The organism is Jeotgalibaca porci, from assembly GCF_011299095.1.
GTDB classification, from domain to species: Bacteria; Bacillota; Bacilli; order Lactobacillales; family Aerococcaceae; genus Jeotgalibaca; species Jeotgalibaca porci.
Map to the genome: position 1 here is coordinate 956,677 of NZ_CP049889.1, position 19,475 is coordinate 976,151.

Annotated in this window: 14 protein-coding genes and 2 pseudogenes; 1 reads left to right on the forward strand and 15 read right to left on the reverse strand. The window is 40.5% G+C overall.

The annotated features are described in order from the left end of the window. Nucleotides 1-52: 52 nt before the first annotated feature. From pnpS to G7058_RS04935, 12 genes and pseudogenes are all read right to left on the reverse strand, one after another. Nucleotides 53-1,828: a two-component system histidine kinase PnpS gene (pnpS, locus tag G7058_RS04885; protein WP_166062506.1), complete on the reverse strand. Its 1,776-nt coding sequence runs from the start codon at nt 1,826-1,828 to the stop codon at nt 53-55. Further along, nucleotides 1,828-2,568, reverse strand: a complete 741-nt coding sequence (locus tag G7058_RS04890; protein WP_166062507.1) for a response regulator transcription factor — start codon at nt 2,566-2,568, stop codon at nt 1,828-1,830. The genes pnpS and G7058_RS04890 overlap by 1 nt, the downstream gene beginning before the upstream one ends. A 201-nt stretch (nt 2,569-2,769) precedes the next feature. Then, on the reverse strand, nt 2,770-3,657 hold the full coding sequence (gene ftsX / locus G7058_RS04895; protein ID WP_166062508.1) for a permease-like cell division protein FtsX: 888 nt from the start codon (nt 3,655-3,657) through the stop codon (nt 2,770-2,772). Continuing rightward, on the reverse strand, nt 3,647-4,333 hold the full coding sequence (gene ftsE / locus G7058_RS04900; RefSeq protein WP_166062509.1) for a cell division ATP-binding protein FtsE: 687 nt from the start codon (nt 4,331-4,333) through the stop codon (nt 3,647-3,649). The genes ftsX and ftsE overlap by 11 nt, the downstream gene beginning before the upstream one ends. A gap of 205 nt (nt 4,334-4,538) precedes the next feature. Further along, a protein-coding gene (gene prfB / locus G7058_RS04905; protein WP_166062510.1) for a peptide chain release factor 2 occupies nt 4,539-5,655 on the reverse strand; the annotation gives its coding sequence in 2 pieces (ribosomal slippage) (nt 4,539-5,582 and nt 5,584-5,655; 1,116 coding nt in all). A 125-nt stretch (nt 5,656-5,780) separates the two neighbouring features. Then, nucleotides 5,781-5,855: pseudogene (locus G7058_RS12060) on the reverse strand (SEC-C metal-binding domain-containing protein); the annotation flags it as partial. Nucleotides 5,856-6,095: 240 nt separating this feature from the next. Then, nucleotides 6,096-8,480: pseudogene (gene secA / locus G7058_RS04910) on the reverse strand (preprotein translocase subunit SecA); the annotation flags it as partial. A gap of 258 nt (nt 8,481-8,738) precedes the next feature. Then, complete coding sequence (hpf, locus tag G7058_RS04915) at nt 8,739-9,293, reverse strand: ribosome hibernation-promoting factor, HPF/YfiA family (protein WP_166062511.1); 555 nt, start codon at nt 9,291-9,293, stop codon at nt 8,739-8,741. 117 nt (nt 9,294-9,410) lie between these two features. Next, nucleotides 9,411-9,914: a ComF family protein gene (locus tag G7058_RS04920; RefSeq protein ID WP_227004500.1), complete on the reverse strand. Its 504-nt coding sequence runs from the start codon at nt 9,912-9,914 to the stop codon at nt 9,411-9,413. Between the two features lie 160 nt (nt 9,915-10,074). Continuing rightward, the gene (locus G7058_RS04925) at nt 10,075-11,430 is read right to left on the reverse strand and encodes a DEAD/DEAH box helicase (protein ID WP_166062513.1); all 1,356 of its coding nucleotides are present in this window, start codon (nt 11,428-11,430) and stop codon (nt 10,075-10,077) included. Nucleotides 11,431-11,983: 553 nt separating this feature from the next. After that, nucleotides 11,984-12,838: a DegV family protein gene (locus G7058_RS04930; protein WP_166062514.1), complete on the reverse strand. Its 855-nt coding sequence runs from the start codon at nt 12,836-12,838 to the stop codon at nt 11,984-11,986. Nucleotides 12,839-12,851: 13 nt separating this feature from the next. Continuing rightward, nucleotides 12,852-14,336, reverse strand: coding sequence for a UDP-N-acetylmuramoyl-L-alanyl-D-glutamate--2,6-diaminopimelate ligase (locus tag G7058_RS04935; protein ID WP_166062515.1), 1,485 nt, complete (start codon nt 14,334-14,336; stop codon nt 12,852-12,854). Between the two features lie 163 nt (nt 14,337-14,499). Here G7058_RS04935 and G7058_RS04940 point away from each other — a divergent pair, with 163 nt between their 5' ends. After that, nucleotides 14,500-15,174, forward strand: coding sequence for a YigZ family protein (locus G7058_RS04940; RefSeq protein WP_193567970.1), 675 nt, complete (start codon nt 14,500-14,502; stop codon nt 15,172-15,174). Nucleotides 15,175-15,237: 63 nt separating this feature from the next. Here the strand turns inward: G7058_RS04940 and G7058_RS04945 are convergent, their stop codons facing one another. From G7058_RS04945 to G7058_RS04955, 3 genes are read right to left on the reverse strand one after another with little or no spacing between them, the layout of a single operon-like run. Further along, on the reverse strand, nt 15,238-17,079 hold the full coding sequence (locus tag G7058_RS04945) for an LTA synthase family protein (RefSeq protein ID WP_166062516.1): 1,842 nt from the start codon (nt 17,077-17,079) through the stop codon (nt 15,238-15,240). Between the two features lie 25 nt (nt 17,080-17,104). Next, on the reverse strand, nt 17,105-17,935 hold the full coding sequence (gene nadE, locus G7058_RS04950; protein WP_166062517.1) for an ammonia-dependent NAD(+) synthetase: 831 nt from the start codon (nt 17,933-17,935) through the stop codon (nt 17,105-17,107). Between the two features lie 19 nt (nt 17,936-17,954). Next, nucleotides 17,955-19,457, reverse strand: coding sequence for a nicotinate phosphoribosyltransferase (locus tag G7058_RS04955; protein WP_373711250.1), 1,503 nt, complete (start codon nt 19,455-19,457; stop codon nt 17,955-17,957). Nucleotides 19,458-19,475 lie beyond the last annotated feature (18 nt).

Consider the following 19,475-nt stretch of genomic DNA (forward strand, 5'->3'; position numbering starts at 1 on the left):
TAAATTTCATGTAAAGGATGTGTAAAGATAAGGGAATATATTTACGAATACCCTAATTTAACGGTAAATAAAGCGTAAAGGTCGTGCCTATTCCTAAATGACTTTTGACTTCAATACGACCATTTAAGTTTTGAACCAGATAGCGAACAATGGATAGACCCAAGCCTGTTCCACCCGAATTGCGGCTTCTGGCTTTGTCTACACGGTAAAAACGCTCGAAAATACGGTTCAAATCTTCTTCTGGAATGCCAATTCCTGTGTCGGCAACATGAATAACAGCTTCATCATTAATTTTTTCGACCATGACCGAAACTTTTCCGCCATTGTCCGTGTAGTTCACGCCGTTCATAATCAAGTTATTAAGTATTTGTTCTAAACGACTGCGATCGGTCAAGGCCCATACATCTTCCGACTCAGAGGTATACATGCGTAATTTAATCTGTTTCGCCTCAGCCTGTGGTTGAATCACTTGGAAACAGGAAGCGATTATCTTCATAATATTGACCGTCTCCACGTTCAACGGAACTTGTTTCTGTTCCACCCGTGAAAGTTCCAGAATATCGTTGACCAAAATTTCCAGGCGTTTTGATTCTTTGTAAATAATTTCCAAAAATTGTTTCAAGGTAGCCGGATTTTCCATCGCCCCATCCAACAACACTTCTGAAAATCCCTTCAGAGCCGTGACAGGCGTTCGCAGCTCATGCGAAGCATTGGCAACGAAATCAGACCGCACTTTTTCCAGGCGCCGAATTTGAGTAATATCATACAACAAAACAATCACTTGTCTTCCTTCAACATTCGGAACAATCATAGTGTTTACATCCAGAATCCGATCTTGGGGATGGTACACGTAGATTTCATCATTTCTATTTTTATTCTTTTGGAAAGTCTTCTGAATAATTTGCACCAATCCATAACTCTTCGTCATTTCTAAAAAGCTATGTCCCAATAAAGTATCATCGATTCCCAAAATCTCTTGGGCCGCCGGGTTCATCAGTTGAATTTGTTGTTTGTGATTCAAGAGAACTACTCCGATGATCAGACGATTGACTAAAACGGTCAGACGCTCATTTGATTGAATGATTTCTCTGTTTTTTGCTTCTAAATTTTCAGCCAGCTGATTAACTGTATTTCCCAACTCAGCTACTTCGGGATAATTTATTCCAATATAATGATTAGTGTAATCGCCATCCGAAATACTTTCAATGACATCTGATATACCTTTTAAAGGCTTGGAAATACGATTGGATAAGTAATAAGCAATGAAGCCGGCCATCACAATCGCCACAAAACTAAAAACAAAAACAGATTTAATCAGCGCATCCTGTAAACTATCCAAGTCCTGTAATTCATGTGTCAAACGTAAAATTCCTACTTGTTGGCGATTCTCGTTGTAGAGCGGTACCGCAACTCTGTATTCACTTCTACCTGTATCGTTGCGGACAATCCCACTATTCCCACTTTCTTTCCCTTCTAAGACAACGCGAATTTCTTTTGTTTTTGCTTGATTCTCAACAGAAGCTTGATATGCATTCGACGAATAGATGAGTTTCCCGTCATTATTAATAAAAGCGATATCGTCTTCATCCTCCAAAAATAATTGGAAAGACTCGAGGTGTGTAACAGCCGTTTGGACACTCGACGCATCCTTTAAGAATTGCTGTTCCAATATTTCTGATAAATAGAGCGTATGACGCTCCACATCTTCAGTCATGGACTGAGTAGTGACCTGGTACACTAATTGATTCGTATAAAAAACTACTCCCATCGATAGGAGTAGGAAAAGGCCAATAAAAAGCGCCATAAATTGAGTTGTAAATTTTCGCATTATTTTGGCTCCTCAAATTTGTAGCCAAAGCCTCTTACTGTTTTGATATAAACAGGTTTCTTAGTGTTTTGTTCTATTTTTTCACGTAAGTGACTAATATGAACATCTACAATACGTGTCTCGCCCGCATAATCGAAATTCCAGATAGCATTTAATAACTGCTCACGACTTAAAATCCGATTTGCCCGCTTCGCCATATAGAGTAATAATTCAAATTCTTTGGGCGTAATATCAATAATTTCGCCACGCACTTGCACTTCGTATAGATTCGGGAAAATAATGATTTCACCAATTTCTACTTTTTCTTCTTTTACTTCATTCAACTCAGGTAGTTTGGTTTCTTTCGTCGGTTCTACATTTTCATTCGTGTTCAGGCTACCGATTCGACGCAAAATAGCTTTCATTCGAGCCAATACTTCACGGGGGCTGAAAGGTTTCGTCATATAATCATCTGCTCCGAGTTCCAAACCGATTATTTTTTCCAGTTCATCATCTTTAGCAGTCAACATTAAAATCGGTGTGTCTATTTTTTCTTGACGCAGTCGTCTGCAGATGTCCATGCCGTCCATTGATGGCAACATTAAATCAAGAATAATAAAGTCAAAAGACTGAGTCATTGCCAAATCATAGCCTTCTTTCCCGTCATGAGCAGTCACAACTTGATAACCATCTTTCTCAAGGTTATAAGAAAGCAAAATAACAATGGATTCTTCATCATCGACAACTAATACTTTTTTCATCTCGTCCTCCTGAAAGAATATTATTGTTCCATCTTTTCGTATTCTATCATTATGGCTGTAAAATAGAAAGTTTCTGATTATTTAGGTAAAAAGCAAATGCGTGACTAAATCGGAACGAGAATTGCTTTGTAATTATTCATATACACAATTTCATGCGAAAAAAGAGGAGTCAGGTATTAACCCTGACCCCTCTTTTTTATATTAAGCTTTTAGGAAACGTGTCATTGATAACACAGATCCGATTGAGCCAAGTGAAACACCTATGCCCATGAGACCTAATCCTAAGTACATTGTAAATGGCAGTGGCGCTAATAAGCCAAAGTTTGAACCAATTAAATATTGTGTTCCAATATCAAAAAGGAAACTATAACCAAAGACTAAAATGGCGGTAGGAATAAGCGCGCCAATAAAGCCAATGATTGCACCCTCAATTAAGAACGGCCAACGAATGTAGCTGTTTTTAGCACCTACGAGACGCATAATTTCAATTTCGGTACTACGTGAGAAAATCGTAATACGAATGGTGTTGGAAATTAAGAAGACAGCAATCAAGAGAAGACCACCGATAATCACAAGTCCGATCAATCGCATTGTGGCGATAGTGTCAAATAATTTCTCAGCAGTTGTACCACCGTACTCTACTTTAGAAACATATTCTAAGCCTTCAGCTGCTTTTGCTACTTCACCCGTTTGCTCTGGTACTTCGGTATTCAAAACATACACATCATGCAAAGGATTATCGTCGCCGCCGAATAAATTAAATTCGTCACCGTAACTACCAATTAATTTATTCAACTCTTCATCACGTGTGGAATACGATAACGACTCCACATTTGGAATCTGTTCTAATTGTTCTTTTAATGTTGTTTTATTTGACTCATCTGCTGCCAAGTCAATAAAGACACGAACACTTACATCATTTTCGACGTCGCTCGCCAATTTGTTTACGTTAAAGAGGATTGCTATAAATGAACCCACTAAGATTAATGTCATTGCTACAGCACTGATTGCTGCTACCGACATCCACCCATTCCGAGAAAGACTCTTAAATGCATCGCGAATGTGTCGTCCCATGGTTCTAAATTTCATAGCCATACTCTCCTTCTTGTTGATCCCGCACAATGCGGCCATTTTCTACTGCCAATACGCGATGTTTAATATCATTTACGATTTGGCTATTATGTGTTGCCATTAAAATAGTTGTTCCTTGTGAATTAATCTCATCCAGAATATCCATAATCTCAAGAGATGTGTCAGGGTCAAGGTTTCCGGTTGGCTCATCCGCAATTAGGATTCCCGGCATATTTACAATCGCTCGCGCAATTGCAATCCGTTGTTGCTCGCCACCTGATAATTCTGTTGGGAACATCCGCGCTTTATGTTTTAGTTTAACTAAATCCAGAACTTCAAACACACGTTTTTCGATTTGTTTCGGTGTTTTTTCGACTACTTCCATTGCATAAGCAATGTTTTCATAAACCGTTAGTTTCGGCAATAGCTTAAAGTCTTGGAACACAACGCCGACATAACGACGTAACATGGGAACTTCACGTTCCTTAATTTTCATTAAATCAAACTTGCCGATTTTAATAGAACCTTCTGATGCTTTTTCTTCACGATAAAGCATTTTAATAAAAGTAGATTTACCCGCTCCACTTGGTCCAACAATATAAACAAACTCGCCTTGCTCAATTTTAACACTCAGTTTGTTAACTGCAGTTACGCCATTTTTGTATACTTTTGAGACATTTACCATCTCAATCATGTAATCACCTATCTTTTTATTATTGGCTGAATACTATCTCTAAAAAAACCCCACAGAATCTGTGTGGGTTTGAACAGTGTCTGACGGTATGTCTTTTCATACGCCAAATCATTATAGCACGTTCCCACAGTATTGCTGTGTTAGTTTCTTTACAATTGTATTTCAATATATGACAGTCATGAGAGGCGGATGCATGACTGAAGGATTAATCTTCATCATTCGTAATATTCATTTTCAAGAATGCGTCGATAAATGGATCTAAATCTCCATCCATAACCGATTGCACATTTCCTGTTTCATGATTCGTACGATGATCTTTCACCATGGAGTAAGGGTGGAAAACGTAAGAACGAATTTGAGAACCCCAGCCAATTTCTTTTTGTTCGCCACGAATAGCAGCCAGTTCACTTTCGCGTTCTTCTTCTTGTTTTTGGAAAAGTTTTGCTTTCAACATCCCCATTGCCGTGTCACGGTTTTGGAACTGCGACCGTTGCGCCTGACTTTGGACAACAATACCCGTTGGAATATGCGTAATACGAATCGCCGAAGAGGTCTTGTTAATATGCTGACCACCCGCCCCACTTGCACGGTATGTATCTACACGAATATCATCTAGACTCACTTCAATATCAGCATTATCCGCTGCGATTTCAGGCATCACATCAATGGAACAGAAGGATGTGTGTCTTCTTCCAGCAGAATCGAATGGCGATATACGCACGAGACGATGAACGCCACGTTCTGACCGTAGATTTCCATATGCATTCAAGCCTTTGATTAAGAGCGTCACACTCTTAATCCCTGCTTCATCACCTGCTTGGTAATCCAACGTTTCAATGGTATAGCCTTTTTTATCCGCCCAGCGCGTGAACATCCGATGCAATAAACTTCCCCAGTCTTGTGATTCGGTTCCGCCGGCTCCTGGATGAATTTCTAAAATGGCATTGTTTTTGTCATGTGGTCCATTCAGAAGCATGGTTAATTCGTATTCATTTAAGGCAGCCTCAAACTCTGCTACATTTCCCGCCAACTCTTCTTCGAATTCAGATTCAGGATCTTCCTTAACGAACTCATACATCACTTCTAGTTCTTCATACATCTCTTTCAACTTATTGAATGTTTCAAACACACTCTTTAATTGATTGGATGCATTAATCACTTCTTGTGCTGCATGTGAGTCTTCCCAAAAACTAGGGTCCAGCATTTGATCTTCATATTCGGCAATATCCGCTTCCAGTGCCTCTAAGTCAAAGAGACCTCCCAAAGCTTTGGATTTTTTCTTCGGATGTTTCTAACAATACTTTTACTTCACTTAATTCCATGGTGTTTCCTCCTGTTTATAATACGCAAGAAGTGGCTGGGAAAAGGATCTCAGCCACTTCGTGATTAAAGGTTCAGGTATTCAGCCAGAAGCTCTGTCCGCAATACCGTTGTTCCATTCTCTTTATTAAACTTGTCCGTGACAATTTTTGAATTTTTTACCGCTTCCGCATGGGCAAGGGTCATTGCGGCCAACTTTACCCTCTGTCATTTCAGGTGCTGCTGGTTGGATTTCCTCTTCAACTGTCGCTTCAGCTTCAACTTGCTCGGAATTTTCCATTGTCTCTTTTTGCGCATCCATAGCCGCTTTTTGAGCACGTAGGCGTTCCATTTGTTGTGCCATCATCACTTGACGCATTTGCATTGCTGCCATTTGCGCACGTTTGATTTGCTCTGCTTTATCGGCTGCTCCTACTTCACCTTCACGAACCGCACGGATATCAGAGTTCGACCCTACTGATTCACGTTTTAGGTTTTGACGGATTTCTGACTTCATGACAATACGTGTCACGTCGTAGTCTACGGAAGCAATCATTTCTTGGAATCGATTGTAACCTTCTGTTTGGTACTCCGTCAGTGGGTTGTTTTGTGCATATGAACGCAGGCCGATTCCTTGACGTAACTCGTCCATGTTACTGATGTGCTCTGTCCATTTTTGGTCCACAACACGTAGAATAACAACTTTTTGGAATTCAAGCATTTGGTCGCCGCTCAATTGTTTTTCTTTTTCTTCATAAACAGTTCTTGAACGGTTAATTAAATCATCTTTGATTTCTGTAGCTGTTTTGCCTTTTAAGTCATCTTCGGAAATTGATTCTGGATGAACCAATACACTTGTTGCAAAGTCATGGATTGCTTTTAGATTCCACGTTTCTTTCTCGCCTTGCGTATGTGTTTCTACTAAACGCGTGATTGTACGTTCAATCATATTTACTGTAATTGTACGCAAGCTTTCTGTTTCTGTAATGATATCCAGACGTTGACCGTAAATAATTTCACGTTGCTCACGCATTACTTCGTCATATTCCAGAACGCTCTTACGTGTATCGTAGTTGTTTCCTTCAACTCGTTTTTGAGCGGATTCAACTTGGCGGGAAAGCATTTTACTTTGAATCGCCATGTCGTCGGCATCTCCGTCTGTATTCAAACGACTCCAAACTTGTTGAATACGCTCTGAACCAAAACGTTTCATCAAGTCATCTTCAAGTGACAAGTAGAATTGGGATTCACCCGGATCTCCTTGACGTCCTGAACGACCACGCAATTGGTTGTCGATACGACGAGATTCATGACGTTCGGTACCAATAACAGCTAAACCGCCCACTTCTAGTACACCAGGCCCTAATTTAATATCGGTACCACGACCGGCCATATTCGTCGCAATCGTTACCGAGCCACGTTGACCCGCGTTAATAACAATTTCAGCTTCTTTAAAGTGGTTTTTCGCGTTTAACACTTCATGCGGAACGCCTTCTTGTTTCAATAATCGAGAAAGAAGTTCAGACGTTTCAATCGCTACCGTACCCACCAATACCGGTTGTCCTTTTTCGTAGCGCGCTTTAATATCTTTCGCCACTGCTTGGTATTTGCTCTTCAAGTTAGGGAATAACAAATCCGGATAGTCTTGACGAATAATTGGTTTGTTCGTTGGAATTTGAATAACTTCCATGTTATAAATCTCACGGAACTCTTCTTCTTCTGTTTTAGCTGTTCCGGTCATACCAGACAGCTTCGTATACATACGGAAATAGTTTTGGAACGTGATTGTCGCCATTGTACGGGATTCATTTTGAATCTCTACGTTCTCTTTCGCTTCAATCGCTTGGTGAAGCCCGTCAGAGTAACGACGACCTTCCATAATACGCCCTGTAAATTGGTCTACGATTTGGACTTTACCTTCGTTTACAACGTAATCAACGTCCAGAATCATAATATAATTCGCACGTAATGCTTGATCCAAGTGGTGAACCAAGTTTGTGTTATCGACATCATATAAGTTATCGACGTGGAACGTTTTTTCAGATTTCTCAATACCTGTATCTGTTAAGGAAATAGATTTGGATGTCAAATCGATTGTGTAGTCTTCTTCTTCTTTCAAACTCTTGATGAAGAAGTCGGTACGATTATACATGGCTGTTGATTTTTCAGCTTGTCCTGAGATGATTAACGGTGTACGTGCCTCATCGACTAAAATAGAGTCGACTTCATCGACTACAGCAAAATTCAACGGACGTTGTACCATTTGGTTACGGTAAACGACCATGTTGTCACGTAAGTAGTCAAATCCGAGCTCGTTGTTGGTACTGTAAGTGATATCTGCATTATAAGCAGCACGCTTTTCTTCAGATGATTTACCCGTAACGTTCAAGCCTACAGTCAGGCCTAAGAAACGGTATAACTCGCCCATTTCAACCGCGTCACGGCTCGCTAAATACTCGTTAACTGTAACGACGTGAACGCCATCACCAGAAATTGCATTCAAATAAACGGGCATTGTTGCCGTTAGTGTCTTACCTTCACCGGTCTTCATTTCGGCGATGTTTCCTTTATGAAGGGTAATACCACCCATCAGTTGAACTTTATAAGGGAATAAACCTAACACACGCTTTGCAGCTTCTCTTACTACCGCGAATGCTTCTGTCAGTAGTTGATCTAATGTTTCCCCTTTTTGGTAACGTTCTTGGAATTCTGCCGTTTTATTACGTAATTCCTCGTCACTCAAAGCAGCCATCGTACTCTCCAAGGCAATGATTTTATCTGCTTGTTTTTCTAAACTCTTAATTTCTGCCTTGTCGTTTTCGAATATTCGTTTCAAAAAGTTGGCCATTCTAAATCTCCTCTAATTCTGATTTATATAGTTAGTAGTATTTCTCTGATATAACATAAGGAATGCTTACACTTCACGCATCTTACTCATTTTAGCATTAATACTAGTGTTTTTGTACTGTTTTCTACTATTTCATGCCTAAAAAGAGTTAGATTGAAGGGTATTTCTCTTTGTGCCCCATCTTTTTTATTAATGATTTATAAAGCACAAAAATCGCCAGAGCAATAAACGCCCTGGCGACTATTATTTATTCACGTTTTAATCGTTATTTGTTTCGATTAAGCCGAATTTCCCATCTTTACGACGGTAAACAATACTTGTTCCATTCGTTTCTGAATCTTCGAAAATGAAGAAATTATGCCCTAGCATGTTCATTTGCAGAACCGCTTCTTCACTATCCATTGGTTTTAGTGAGATGCGTTTTGTTCTGACAATTTCTAATTGCCCATTACTTTCATCCAGGTCCTCTTCAATCATAGATGGTGATGACGTTGGAGCAAATCCTTTTTCACGAGATTTACGGTTAATCTTAGTTTTGTATTTACGTACTTGGCGCTCTAATTTATCCACAACCAAGTCGATACTTCCATATAAATCGATTGAAGTTTCTTCAGCACGCAATACTAAGTAAGGTAGAGGAATTGTAACTTCCACCTTTGCAGTTTTATCAGTATAGACCTTCAAATTTACATGTGCAGTTGCTTCCGGCACATTATCAAAGAATCTTTCTAGTTTACTTAGTTTTTTCTCTGCATATTCTCTTATTGCTGCTGTTACCTCGATATTTTCTCCTCGGACATTGTATCTAAACATAGTGCTCTCTCCTTTCGCCTGATTCATCATCAGAAAAGACTCCTATGGACCACTCATTAGGATTCCTTAATCCCATTATAATGTAAGCGGTAAGATTTTACAATCGATTCCATCTAATTATCGCCCAATCGAGAAAGAAGTAATTCTCTTAACCCCTGCCTCCGCAAATACGTGCTTGGCATGCATAAGTGTGCGGCCCGTTGTATACACGTCATCAAATAGTATAACGGATGTTATGTCTTTGTTGAAGGTAGGAGCGAGTTGGAATGGTTGTGCCGTTTTTAGGCGTTCCTGTCGCTTTTTCTCGGATTGTTTCTTTTCGAATGAGATATTTATCAACCAATTTTCATAAGGTAAAGACGCTATACGCAGTAATTCTTCACATTGATTAAAGCCACGCTTAGCATAACTCGCTTCAGAAACCGGAATCGGAACAACAACTGCGTCAGGACTCTTTTTGAGAAAAGTCTGTATGGTGGCCGACATGATCTGGGCAAAACGCGTATCACCTTGAAACTTATAGCGTTGCAGCCATTCTTTCAAGGCAGCGTCATAGTAGAAAAACGCCTCATGCGAAACATATTCACTCGGAAGACGGGCCTGCCATTTTTCACAATCCATACAGATAGTACTTGCTTTTTGAGGACGTGAACAACCAGGACAGGCCGTTTCTTTTTCTATCCAACGAAAAGTTTGGCGACATTTTTCACATATAATCGGGCTTTCGTGCGGGTGAAACGAAAAAATCTGCTTCAACGTTAAACAAGGGGGTAATGCACGGTTACACATCAGACAATTTGGCATGCAGCAACCCTCCCTTTCTGGCTTCATTGTTCATAGAAATGATTTGTCGGACTGCTCGCTTCGCGGCGCGTGTCTGCCCATAATGACCGTACCAAACCAATCCCGTTGGAAAATCCTTATGCCGCCCTGCTCTTCCTGCTATTTGAACCAAAGAAGATTCGGTAAAAACGCGGTCCTCCGTTCCAATAACAAAAACATCTATATCGCGAAACGTAACCCCACGTTCCAAAATTGTTGTGGTTATCAGGAACCGATATTGCTCCTGTCGCATCGCTTTTACTTTTTCGACCCGTTTCGGATCTTCAGCTGATACAGAGGTAAATGAAAGTTCTGGATAAAGCAGATGCAACCAATTTTCCAACTCTTTCATCAAACCAATATGTGGCATGAATAATAGAAACCGGCGTTCTGATTGAATCAATTGATGGATGTACTTCATTAGTAGGGAGCGGCGGTTTTTCTTTTGGATACTCTTACGCCAATCCCCCAGCCACTTGCACGTCACTTCCGGCAGCGGATAACGATGATAACGTGCGGGCAGAATTGTCGCCACCAGTTTGGCTTGTTTCACTCGCTTTTGCATTTCTCGTGGAGGCGTTGCAGTTAAATAGAGCAAGGCGCCGTTCGGTTTACGCGCTTTTTCCGCACCAAAATTCAGAGTTTTATCATTATGGAATGGGAAGGAATCTACTTCATCAATAATCAATAAATCAAAGGCGGCCTTAAATCTAAGAAGCTGATGGGTGGTCGCAATAGTCAGCTGTGTGTAACAATACGCGTCTTCCATTCCGCCGAATAATAATGCGAGAGGGATGCCGCTAAAAGCCGCTTCCAACCTCGGTGCCAATTCCAAACACACATCAATACGCGGCGATGCAATACAAATCCTCCCTTTCGCTTGTAAACAATCGGAAATCCCTTGAAAAATCATTTCGGTCTTTCCTGAACCGGCAACGGCCCAAATCAAACGCTCGCCCCTTTCAGCCCAAGTAGTGGCAATCGCGTCGGACGCCCGTTTTTGCTCAGTCGATAATTCCCCCTCCCACGTTAAAGGCGCATGAGTTAGTTGGGGAAATTCATTTATTTCCGGCAATGAATAAAGGAGCGTACATTTTTTTAGCTTCCCCATATTCAAACACGCTGCACAAAAGAAACAATCGTCTCCGCAATCACATGGACCTTTTATAAGCTGTTCGCTATTTCCACATCGTTGGCAGCGCCATTTCCCATTCTCCATATTGAAAGCCGGGCATTTCTGACTAACTTCTAGGATGGTGGGATCTCCTTCCCATTCTGCACTACTAATTTCTCTTCCGTACAAATTTTTATCCACTCGCTTCACTCCCTTTACTTATATATAAGCAAAAAAAGGTGAAAAGCTTTTTTTTGGAGCGGAAATAGTTAAATAAATGTGTGTCGTGTCCAAAAAGTGTTCACTTAATTCGAGGGAGTATGCATCCGTTGGATGGGTTCTTCCTTTTTTGTCGTGACCATTTTTTAAGTTATCCGAGATGAGACGGAAATGCCTTGCGGTCCCACGGCAGTACACAAGCAACCTCGCCGGCCGGAGGGCATTTCCTTCACCAACCCCGAATCACCAAGAAGAACCAAACTGGGGAATGAATCGGGCATCATTCCCCGGTTATGTCCCAAAGTGGGCAATGAATCGGACATCATTCCACAGTTATGTCCTAAAGTGGGCAATGAATCGGGCATCATTCCTCGGTTATGTCCTAAAGTGGGCAATGATATACCATTCATTACTCACTTTACAAAAGACAATCACGCGAAAACAATGAATGACGTTCCCCCAGAAACTTATAAAACCCTATACAACAAAAAAAACTGCCCAAAATGAAGGGGCAGTCGAAAAATAGCAGTCTCATTTATTTAGTTGTATCTTCAGTCCAAGTAATACCTAATGCGCCTTCGCCTAAATGCGTTCCGATAACGGCGCCGAAATAACTCATTTCACAGCGAACATCAGGATGGCGGCTTTCAATTTGTTGTATCAACTCGCGGGCACTTTCTTCGCGGTTGGCATGAATAACTGTAGCTACCAAAGGATAGTCCACTGTTTCCTTCTCTTTAGCAAGTAAATCTAGAATCGCTTGTAACGCTTTCTTCTTTGTCCGTATTATTTCGTAGACAGTTATTTTCTTATCTTCAAAATGCAAAATAGGTTTGATTTTTAACATAGAGCCCATTAATGCAGCACCGCTTGATAGACGTCCGCCTTTTTGCAAATTAGTTAAATCATCCACCATAAAATAAGCAGACGTACGAGATTTCAATTGTTCAACCTGCGCAACAATTTCTTCCGCATCCAATCCCAACTTCGCTAAACGTGCAGCTTCCAATACCATCCGCGCTTGCGGATAGCAACTAATTTCTGAGTCGATTGGATAAATTTTACAATCTGGAAAATCATCAACCAACGTGCTAGTCGTTTGGAAAGAACCACTGATACCGGAAGAAAGATGAATTGAAATAATCGCATCATACTCTTTTTCTAACTTTTGAAACAGCTCATAAACTTCTCCTACGGCCGGTTGGGAACTTGAAGGAAATGTACGCATCTCACTTAATTTCTCGTAAAATTCAGTTGCAGAGAGATCGATATCTTCACGATATGATTTGCCATCGATATTCACAATCAATGGGAGCATATATATATTGTTTGCATCCAAAATTTCTTTGGGTATATATGCTGTACTGTCGGTAACGATTGCCGTTTTCATAAACCTTTCCTTTCTAATTCTGTAATAGCGCACGTCGGTTCATACCATTTACGGCCGCCTCTTTATCTGTAAAGTGATAAATCCATCCATTTGAATCATAGTAACGGGTATCATTACCTCGGCCCATCATCAATACAATATCTCCGGGTTCAGCCATTTCGATGGCTTTATAGATAGCCTCCACACGATTTTCGTAATACGCATAGTTCGTCGCGCCTTCAGGAATGCCTGGCTTCATCATTTCCCAAATTTCCGCTTGGTCTTCTCCCATCGCTTCATCCGCCGTCAAAAAAGCAAAATCCGCTTGTTCAATCCCTATTTTGGTCATAATCGGACGTTTTTCAAATTCACGCTTGCCGGTACAACCAAAAACAGCAATGACTTTTCCTTTAGCGATGTTTTTTACGGTAGCCAGTACCTTCTCCATCGCATCGGGAGAATGCGCATAATCTACATACAGACTGATATCGTCTGCTTTAGCTGCCAACTCCATCCGGCCAGACACGCCCAATAAAGATGGAATCGTCGCGACAATCTCTGTCAAAGAATAACCCAGTGCAAATACGGAAGCCATACCCGCCAACAAGTTGGAAACATTATATTCGCCAACGAGATTGGAATGCACAGCATACGTTTCATTTAAATAAACCAGGTCAAAGGTAGTGTGTGATTCAAAATAGTGAATATTAGTAGCGAAAAAGTCGCTCTCTGAATCCAAAATACTATACGACAAAACTTCGCCTACTGTCGCTTCACGGTAGTCTTCGAACGTTTCATCATCTTTATTCAAAACAGCAACTTTCGCTGTCTTGTAGCTGTTACCCATTTGAGAGAACAGCAATTTCTTAGCAGCTTGATAAGCTTCCATTGTATGGTGAAGTTCCATATGCTCATGCGTCAAATTCGTCATGACAGCAACATCGAAGTCCACTCCCCACACGCGGCCTTTTACCAACGCTTGAGAAGAAACTTCCATTGCGCATACCGCAACATTTTCATCGTCCATCTCTTTAAATACACGTTGAAGCGTAATACTGTCCGGCGTTGTATTAATGGTTGGAATGAAGGTATCATTCACTTTAATCCCCACTGTTCCAATCACACCGGAGCCTAATTTTAGACCCTTAAGGATGGCCTCAATAATATACGTTGTTGTTGTTTTACCGTTTGTTCCGGTAATACCAATCATTTTCAATTTGTCACTTGGATATCCGTAGAATGCGTTCGCCAACATTGCCATCGCCTTTGTTGTGTCATTTACATAAATGACAGGAACATTAATATCCAGCTGTTTGCGAGCAACTACAGCAATTGCGCCCTTTTCCACTGCTTGCGCAGCATAACCATGGCCGTCAAAATTCGCACCCTCAATACAAATAAACACATCGCCAGATTCAACTTCGCGTGTATCCTGAGTGATCTTATTTATTTGCGCATCGGAAAAAGTACCTATCACATGCTTGAATTTAATATGATTGAATAACTGTTCTAAATTCAAGATAACACCTCTTCTACTACTTTTATCTTTTATTAACTCAAAAATCATTATACATGACAGAGTAATAATTAGTCACTTTTATCATGAATGTTTTAGAATTTCTTAGGAACCTAAAAATTATGTTAGAATGGATATGAAAATCATTCTGGGGGAGGATATCGGCTTGTTAAAATCCTATTATACCATTGCTGAAAATAGTGAGTACGAAATTGTAATCCGCGGTTCGCGTTTTATCTGTTCACTACAACGCGTAGAAAACGAAGAAGAGGCAAAAGCATTTATTCAAACCATCAAAAAAGAACATTGGAAAGCAACACATAACTGTTCGGCTTATCTCATTGGTGATCGTGATGAAATTCAAAGAGCTCATGATGATGGCGAACCATCCGGAACAGCCGGTGTTCCGATGTTGGAAGTATTAAAGAAAAATGAACTGAAATATGTTGTTGCTGTTGTGACGCGTTATTTTGGCGGAACAAAGTTAGGCGCAGGCGGCTTAATTCGCGCATACAGTAAATCTGTTTCATCAACTTTGAAAGAAATCGGCATTGTGGAACGCGCGATGCAGATCCCTGTGAAATGTACGGTGAGCTATTCTGCTTCTGGAAAATTAGAAAATAATCTGATTCAATCACCCTACAGCGTTATCGATACACTCTATACAGATCAAGTAACGTTTATCATTGGTATCCCTGCTGATAATGTCGAAACCTTTCAATCAGACATGATTGATTTTATGAATGGGAACATTCAATTTGAAACGGGTGAGGCTCAATACGTTGAACGCCGATTAGCAGATATTGCAGAAGAGGATTGGGAAGACAGCGATGATGGTTAATTCGGTTAATTTAAGCAAATAGACGTAAAAAAGGAATGGAGATTTCTTCAAACCTTTTTACGTCTATTTCACTTCAAAAAAGCCACTTTCTTCTAACTGCTGTGAGCCTGTAGTTGTATCATACATGACTCGGTCGTAATCTTTCAACACTGCTCGTGCACTTTCCGGTAATTCTTCACGTGTTCGGACAGTACTGCCATCAGGCAAATAATACATCCCTTTCTCGAAAGCTGGCAGTTCTTCCCGCATCGTCATCAACAATGCTTCAAAAGGTGTCACTTTTGTATCTAAAGTTTCCCAAAGTTCCGGCATAAAGTAAATGGGGCTGACGATATCCCATTTATTGTCAGCATACGTCTGATTCCCAAACACCATCACCGGAGTGCGACTCAATAAATCGCCACTATCACGCTTCAACGCCTCACCAAAAACGTTTGGCCAGTGATCACCCCAGAAGACAACAGCTACAGGTTCGTCCCAAGCTTCAATGGCCGTCACTAATTCTGTCATTGCCCGGTCACTTTCCATCAAATCACGGTGATAGTGATTAATGTCTTTGTTTACAAAACCTGTTTCTTGGAAAGATGGAACCTCCATATATTTCCCATTAAACGGCGTGTGATTTTGCATCGTAACCAGATGAGCGAAATCATACCCCTCACTTTTCTTCATGTGTTCAAGAATTTCTTGATAGGCAGAGGCATCTGAAATATAAGGGTTGTTGTCAACTTTATCTTGATATGTCATGGTTTCATCATAATAAAAGTGGTCAAACCCTAAAATGTGATAATTGTCCCGCCTTTTATACATAGATGTATTAAAGGGATGCGTTGCAAAAGTAGTATGACCTTCCTCATTCATGCGTGACACGATGGAAGGGAAGTCCGTCATCTTTGGCAAAAATTGCGTAAACGGCGTAGAAATATTTACTGCAAAAGGCTCCATCGAAAAGCCTGTTAATGCTTCAAACTCAATATTCGCTGTCCCGCCGCCATATCCTTGTGATAGCATCGTCCCGCTTCGTACACGTTGAGCCAGATTCCGTGTAAATGGAATCGGGTCGTAAGATGCATCGGCTCTTTCCAGTACCAAGGGATCCGCAAAACTTTCATTCATAATGTAAATAACATTAGATGCGATTTGTTCGTTTTTCCGTTGGGTATTTATTTCATTCGCTTGTGCAGCATATTTCGAAAATAAAGCAGTTAATGTTGCTTCATTGAGACCATCTGGCTTAACCATGGGTGCGGACGGTAAATTATACAAAAAGCCTGCAACGAAACCAGTATTATAGTAATTCATTTTCTGGCTATAGGGAATCCATTTAGCCGTCCGGTCATAAGCCCGCTTAACGAGATTGCCTGGTTCTTGAAATTGACTGGTGTAGAATAAACCCAGACTTGTAAAAGTAAATAATAAGAGACGGACAAGTAGAGGCAACTTGACGGAGTTCCTTTTAAATAATCGGATTAACACTATTATAATCGCGATTAATGCCCCTAAGATAACGACTATCGCCACCGGAGAAATCATTTTCAGAAGGAAATCTATTTCCAAAGCCATCTTAAAATCAGCGGGATAAAGCGGTTCTTCCCTTTGATTCATTTTTTCATAGGTCAAGTATCCCATTACCATGGAACTACTCACTATCAGCAAGTTCACTACTTTCGCATTGTTGATTACCGCCCATAACCACAGAGCCACCAACATTAAAATGCCCCAACTGATAATAAACTTCTCCGTATGCCATAAAAACGTAAAATTAATAACTAAGCCAATATTCAACTTATTTTGAAACCACTGTAAAATAAGTTGAATGATAAAAGTCGACAAAAGAAACGAAAGCAATTGCTTAAATAAGGGGTCACTAAAAAAGAGTGACGACCGTTTATTCACATTTCGCATCAACGTATCACCACTCTTCTATTTATTATTTTTTCCAGAAATCATCGAATAGCGTGATAGGTAACTCTCTCTTGTGGCGGGTCTTCGTATACCAACTCTCAATTTTTTCCGCATCAGCTTCAGCAATCGCTCTACCTTCTAAGTAATCATCGATTGCTTCATACGAAACGCCTAAAGCCACTTCGTCTGGCAGTGCCGGGCGGTCATCTTCTAAATCTGCAGTTGGTACTTTTGTATATAAATGCTCCGGGCAATTTAATGCAGCCAACATCGCCTTCCCTTGGCGTTTATTTAATCGCCATAAAGGAATTAAATCAGCAGCACCGTCACCAAATTTTGTAAAGAATCCTGTGACTGATTCAGCCGCATGGTCCGTCCCTAATACAGCGCCGGCATTATCACCCGCAATTGTATATTGAACAATCATCCGTTGACGTGCTTTAATATTCCCTTTGTTAAAATCGGAAACATTCTGGCCATTTTCTGCCATTGCATCTTCAATCGCATCGGTAGCTGCTTTAATATTAACTGACAACACTTTATCAGCAGCAATAAAAGTAAGAGCATCTTCTACGTCTTTCGCATCGCCTTGGATACCGTAGGGAATTTTAACAGCGATAAATTGGTAATCCTCTCGGCCCGTTTCCGCGCGCAACTCCGTCATTGCCATTTGTGCCAACTTACCCGCTAATGTAGAGTCTTGTCCGCCACTAATTCCTAAAACATATGCCTTTAAGAATGGATGTGCGAGCATATATTCTTTTAAGAACATAATGGTATGACGAATTTCTTCTTGTGGATCAATTTCTGGCTTTACACATAACGCGTTTATAATCTCTTTTTGTAATGTACGCATAAATCTCACCTCTAGACTACTATAGTTTCGGAGCTTTTTTCTGAACGGTTTGTTTTAGCAGTTGAATCGTATTCATCTTATGATCCCAAGCCTTCTGTGATAAGTCCACAGGATAATCTTCAGGATTCAAAATACGAACATATTCATCCCACAATGCATTGCGGTGTTTCAATGAATATTCTTTTATTTCTTCTAATGTCGGCAACTCATATACGAGCTCGCCATCCACAAAAATGTCTTGCAAAATCGGACGGGCCGTAAAGTCGGTTACCGTTTTATTAATGTAAGTATAAGTCGGGTGGAACATATAGAGTTCCTCTAATTGATCCGGACGTTCTTCCCATAGAGCCACGTAGTCCCCTTCTGATTTACCATCAGAATTACGCGTAATGCGCCATACTTGTTTACGTCCTGGTGTCGAAACTTTTTCAGCATTGCTGGAAATTTTCAGTGTATCCACCATCACGCCTTCATCATTTTCAATACTTACTAACTTGTAAACAGCACCCAATGCTGGTTGGTCAAAAGCCGTAATTAGTTTTGTACCGACTCCCCAAACATCAATTTTTGCTCCTTGCATTTTTAAGTTGAGAATCGTCATCTCATCTAAATCGCTGGATGCATAAATTTTTGCATTCGGGTATCCCGCTTCATCCAATTGTTGACGAATTTTCTTAGACTGATAAGCCATATCCCCACTATCAATACGAACACCCAAGAAGTTAATCTTATCGCCCAACTCGTCTGCTACTTGAATAGCAGCCGGCACACCGGAACGAAGCGTGTCGTAGGTATCAATTAAGAATACACAGTCTTTATGCGATTTCGCATAGGCCATAAAGGCATCATAATCATTTCGATAAACTTGCACGAGTGAATGTGCATGCGTTCCTGCAATTGGCATGTTAAACATTTTACCGGCACGTACATTAGACGTTGCATCAAAACCGCCAATATAAGTCGCACGCGCACCCCAAATCGAAGCATCCATTTCTTGTGCACGACGCGCCCCAAACTCCATCAACGTATCTCCCTCAGAAACATAGCTAATACGTGCTGCTTTAGTCGCAATCAATGTTTGAAAGTTAATAATATTTAGAATAGCCGTTTCAATTAGCTGACATTGTGCGAGTGGTCCTTCTACTTGAATAATCGGCTCATTTGCAAATACCAATTCACCTTCTACAGCGGATCGTAGTGTTGCTTTAAATTCGAAGTTTTCTAAATACTCTAAAAACGCCTCTGGGTAGTCTAATACTTCACGTAAATAATCGATATCTGTCTTCGTGAAGCGTAGATTTTTCAAGTAATCGACAATACGCTCCAAGCCTGCGTAAACCGCATAGCCATTCTTAAAGGGGTACTTACGGAAATAACCTTCAAAAACAGCATGTTTATCCGCAATTCCTTGATCCCAATACGTTTTCATCATATTAATTTGATACAAATCCGTATGTAAAACTAAACTATCATCTTTATATTGTTCTTCCAACCAAACCACTCCTCCAAAACAAGGTCTCATTTTTCATTATTATAGCGT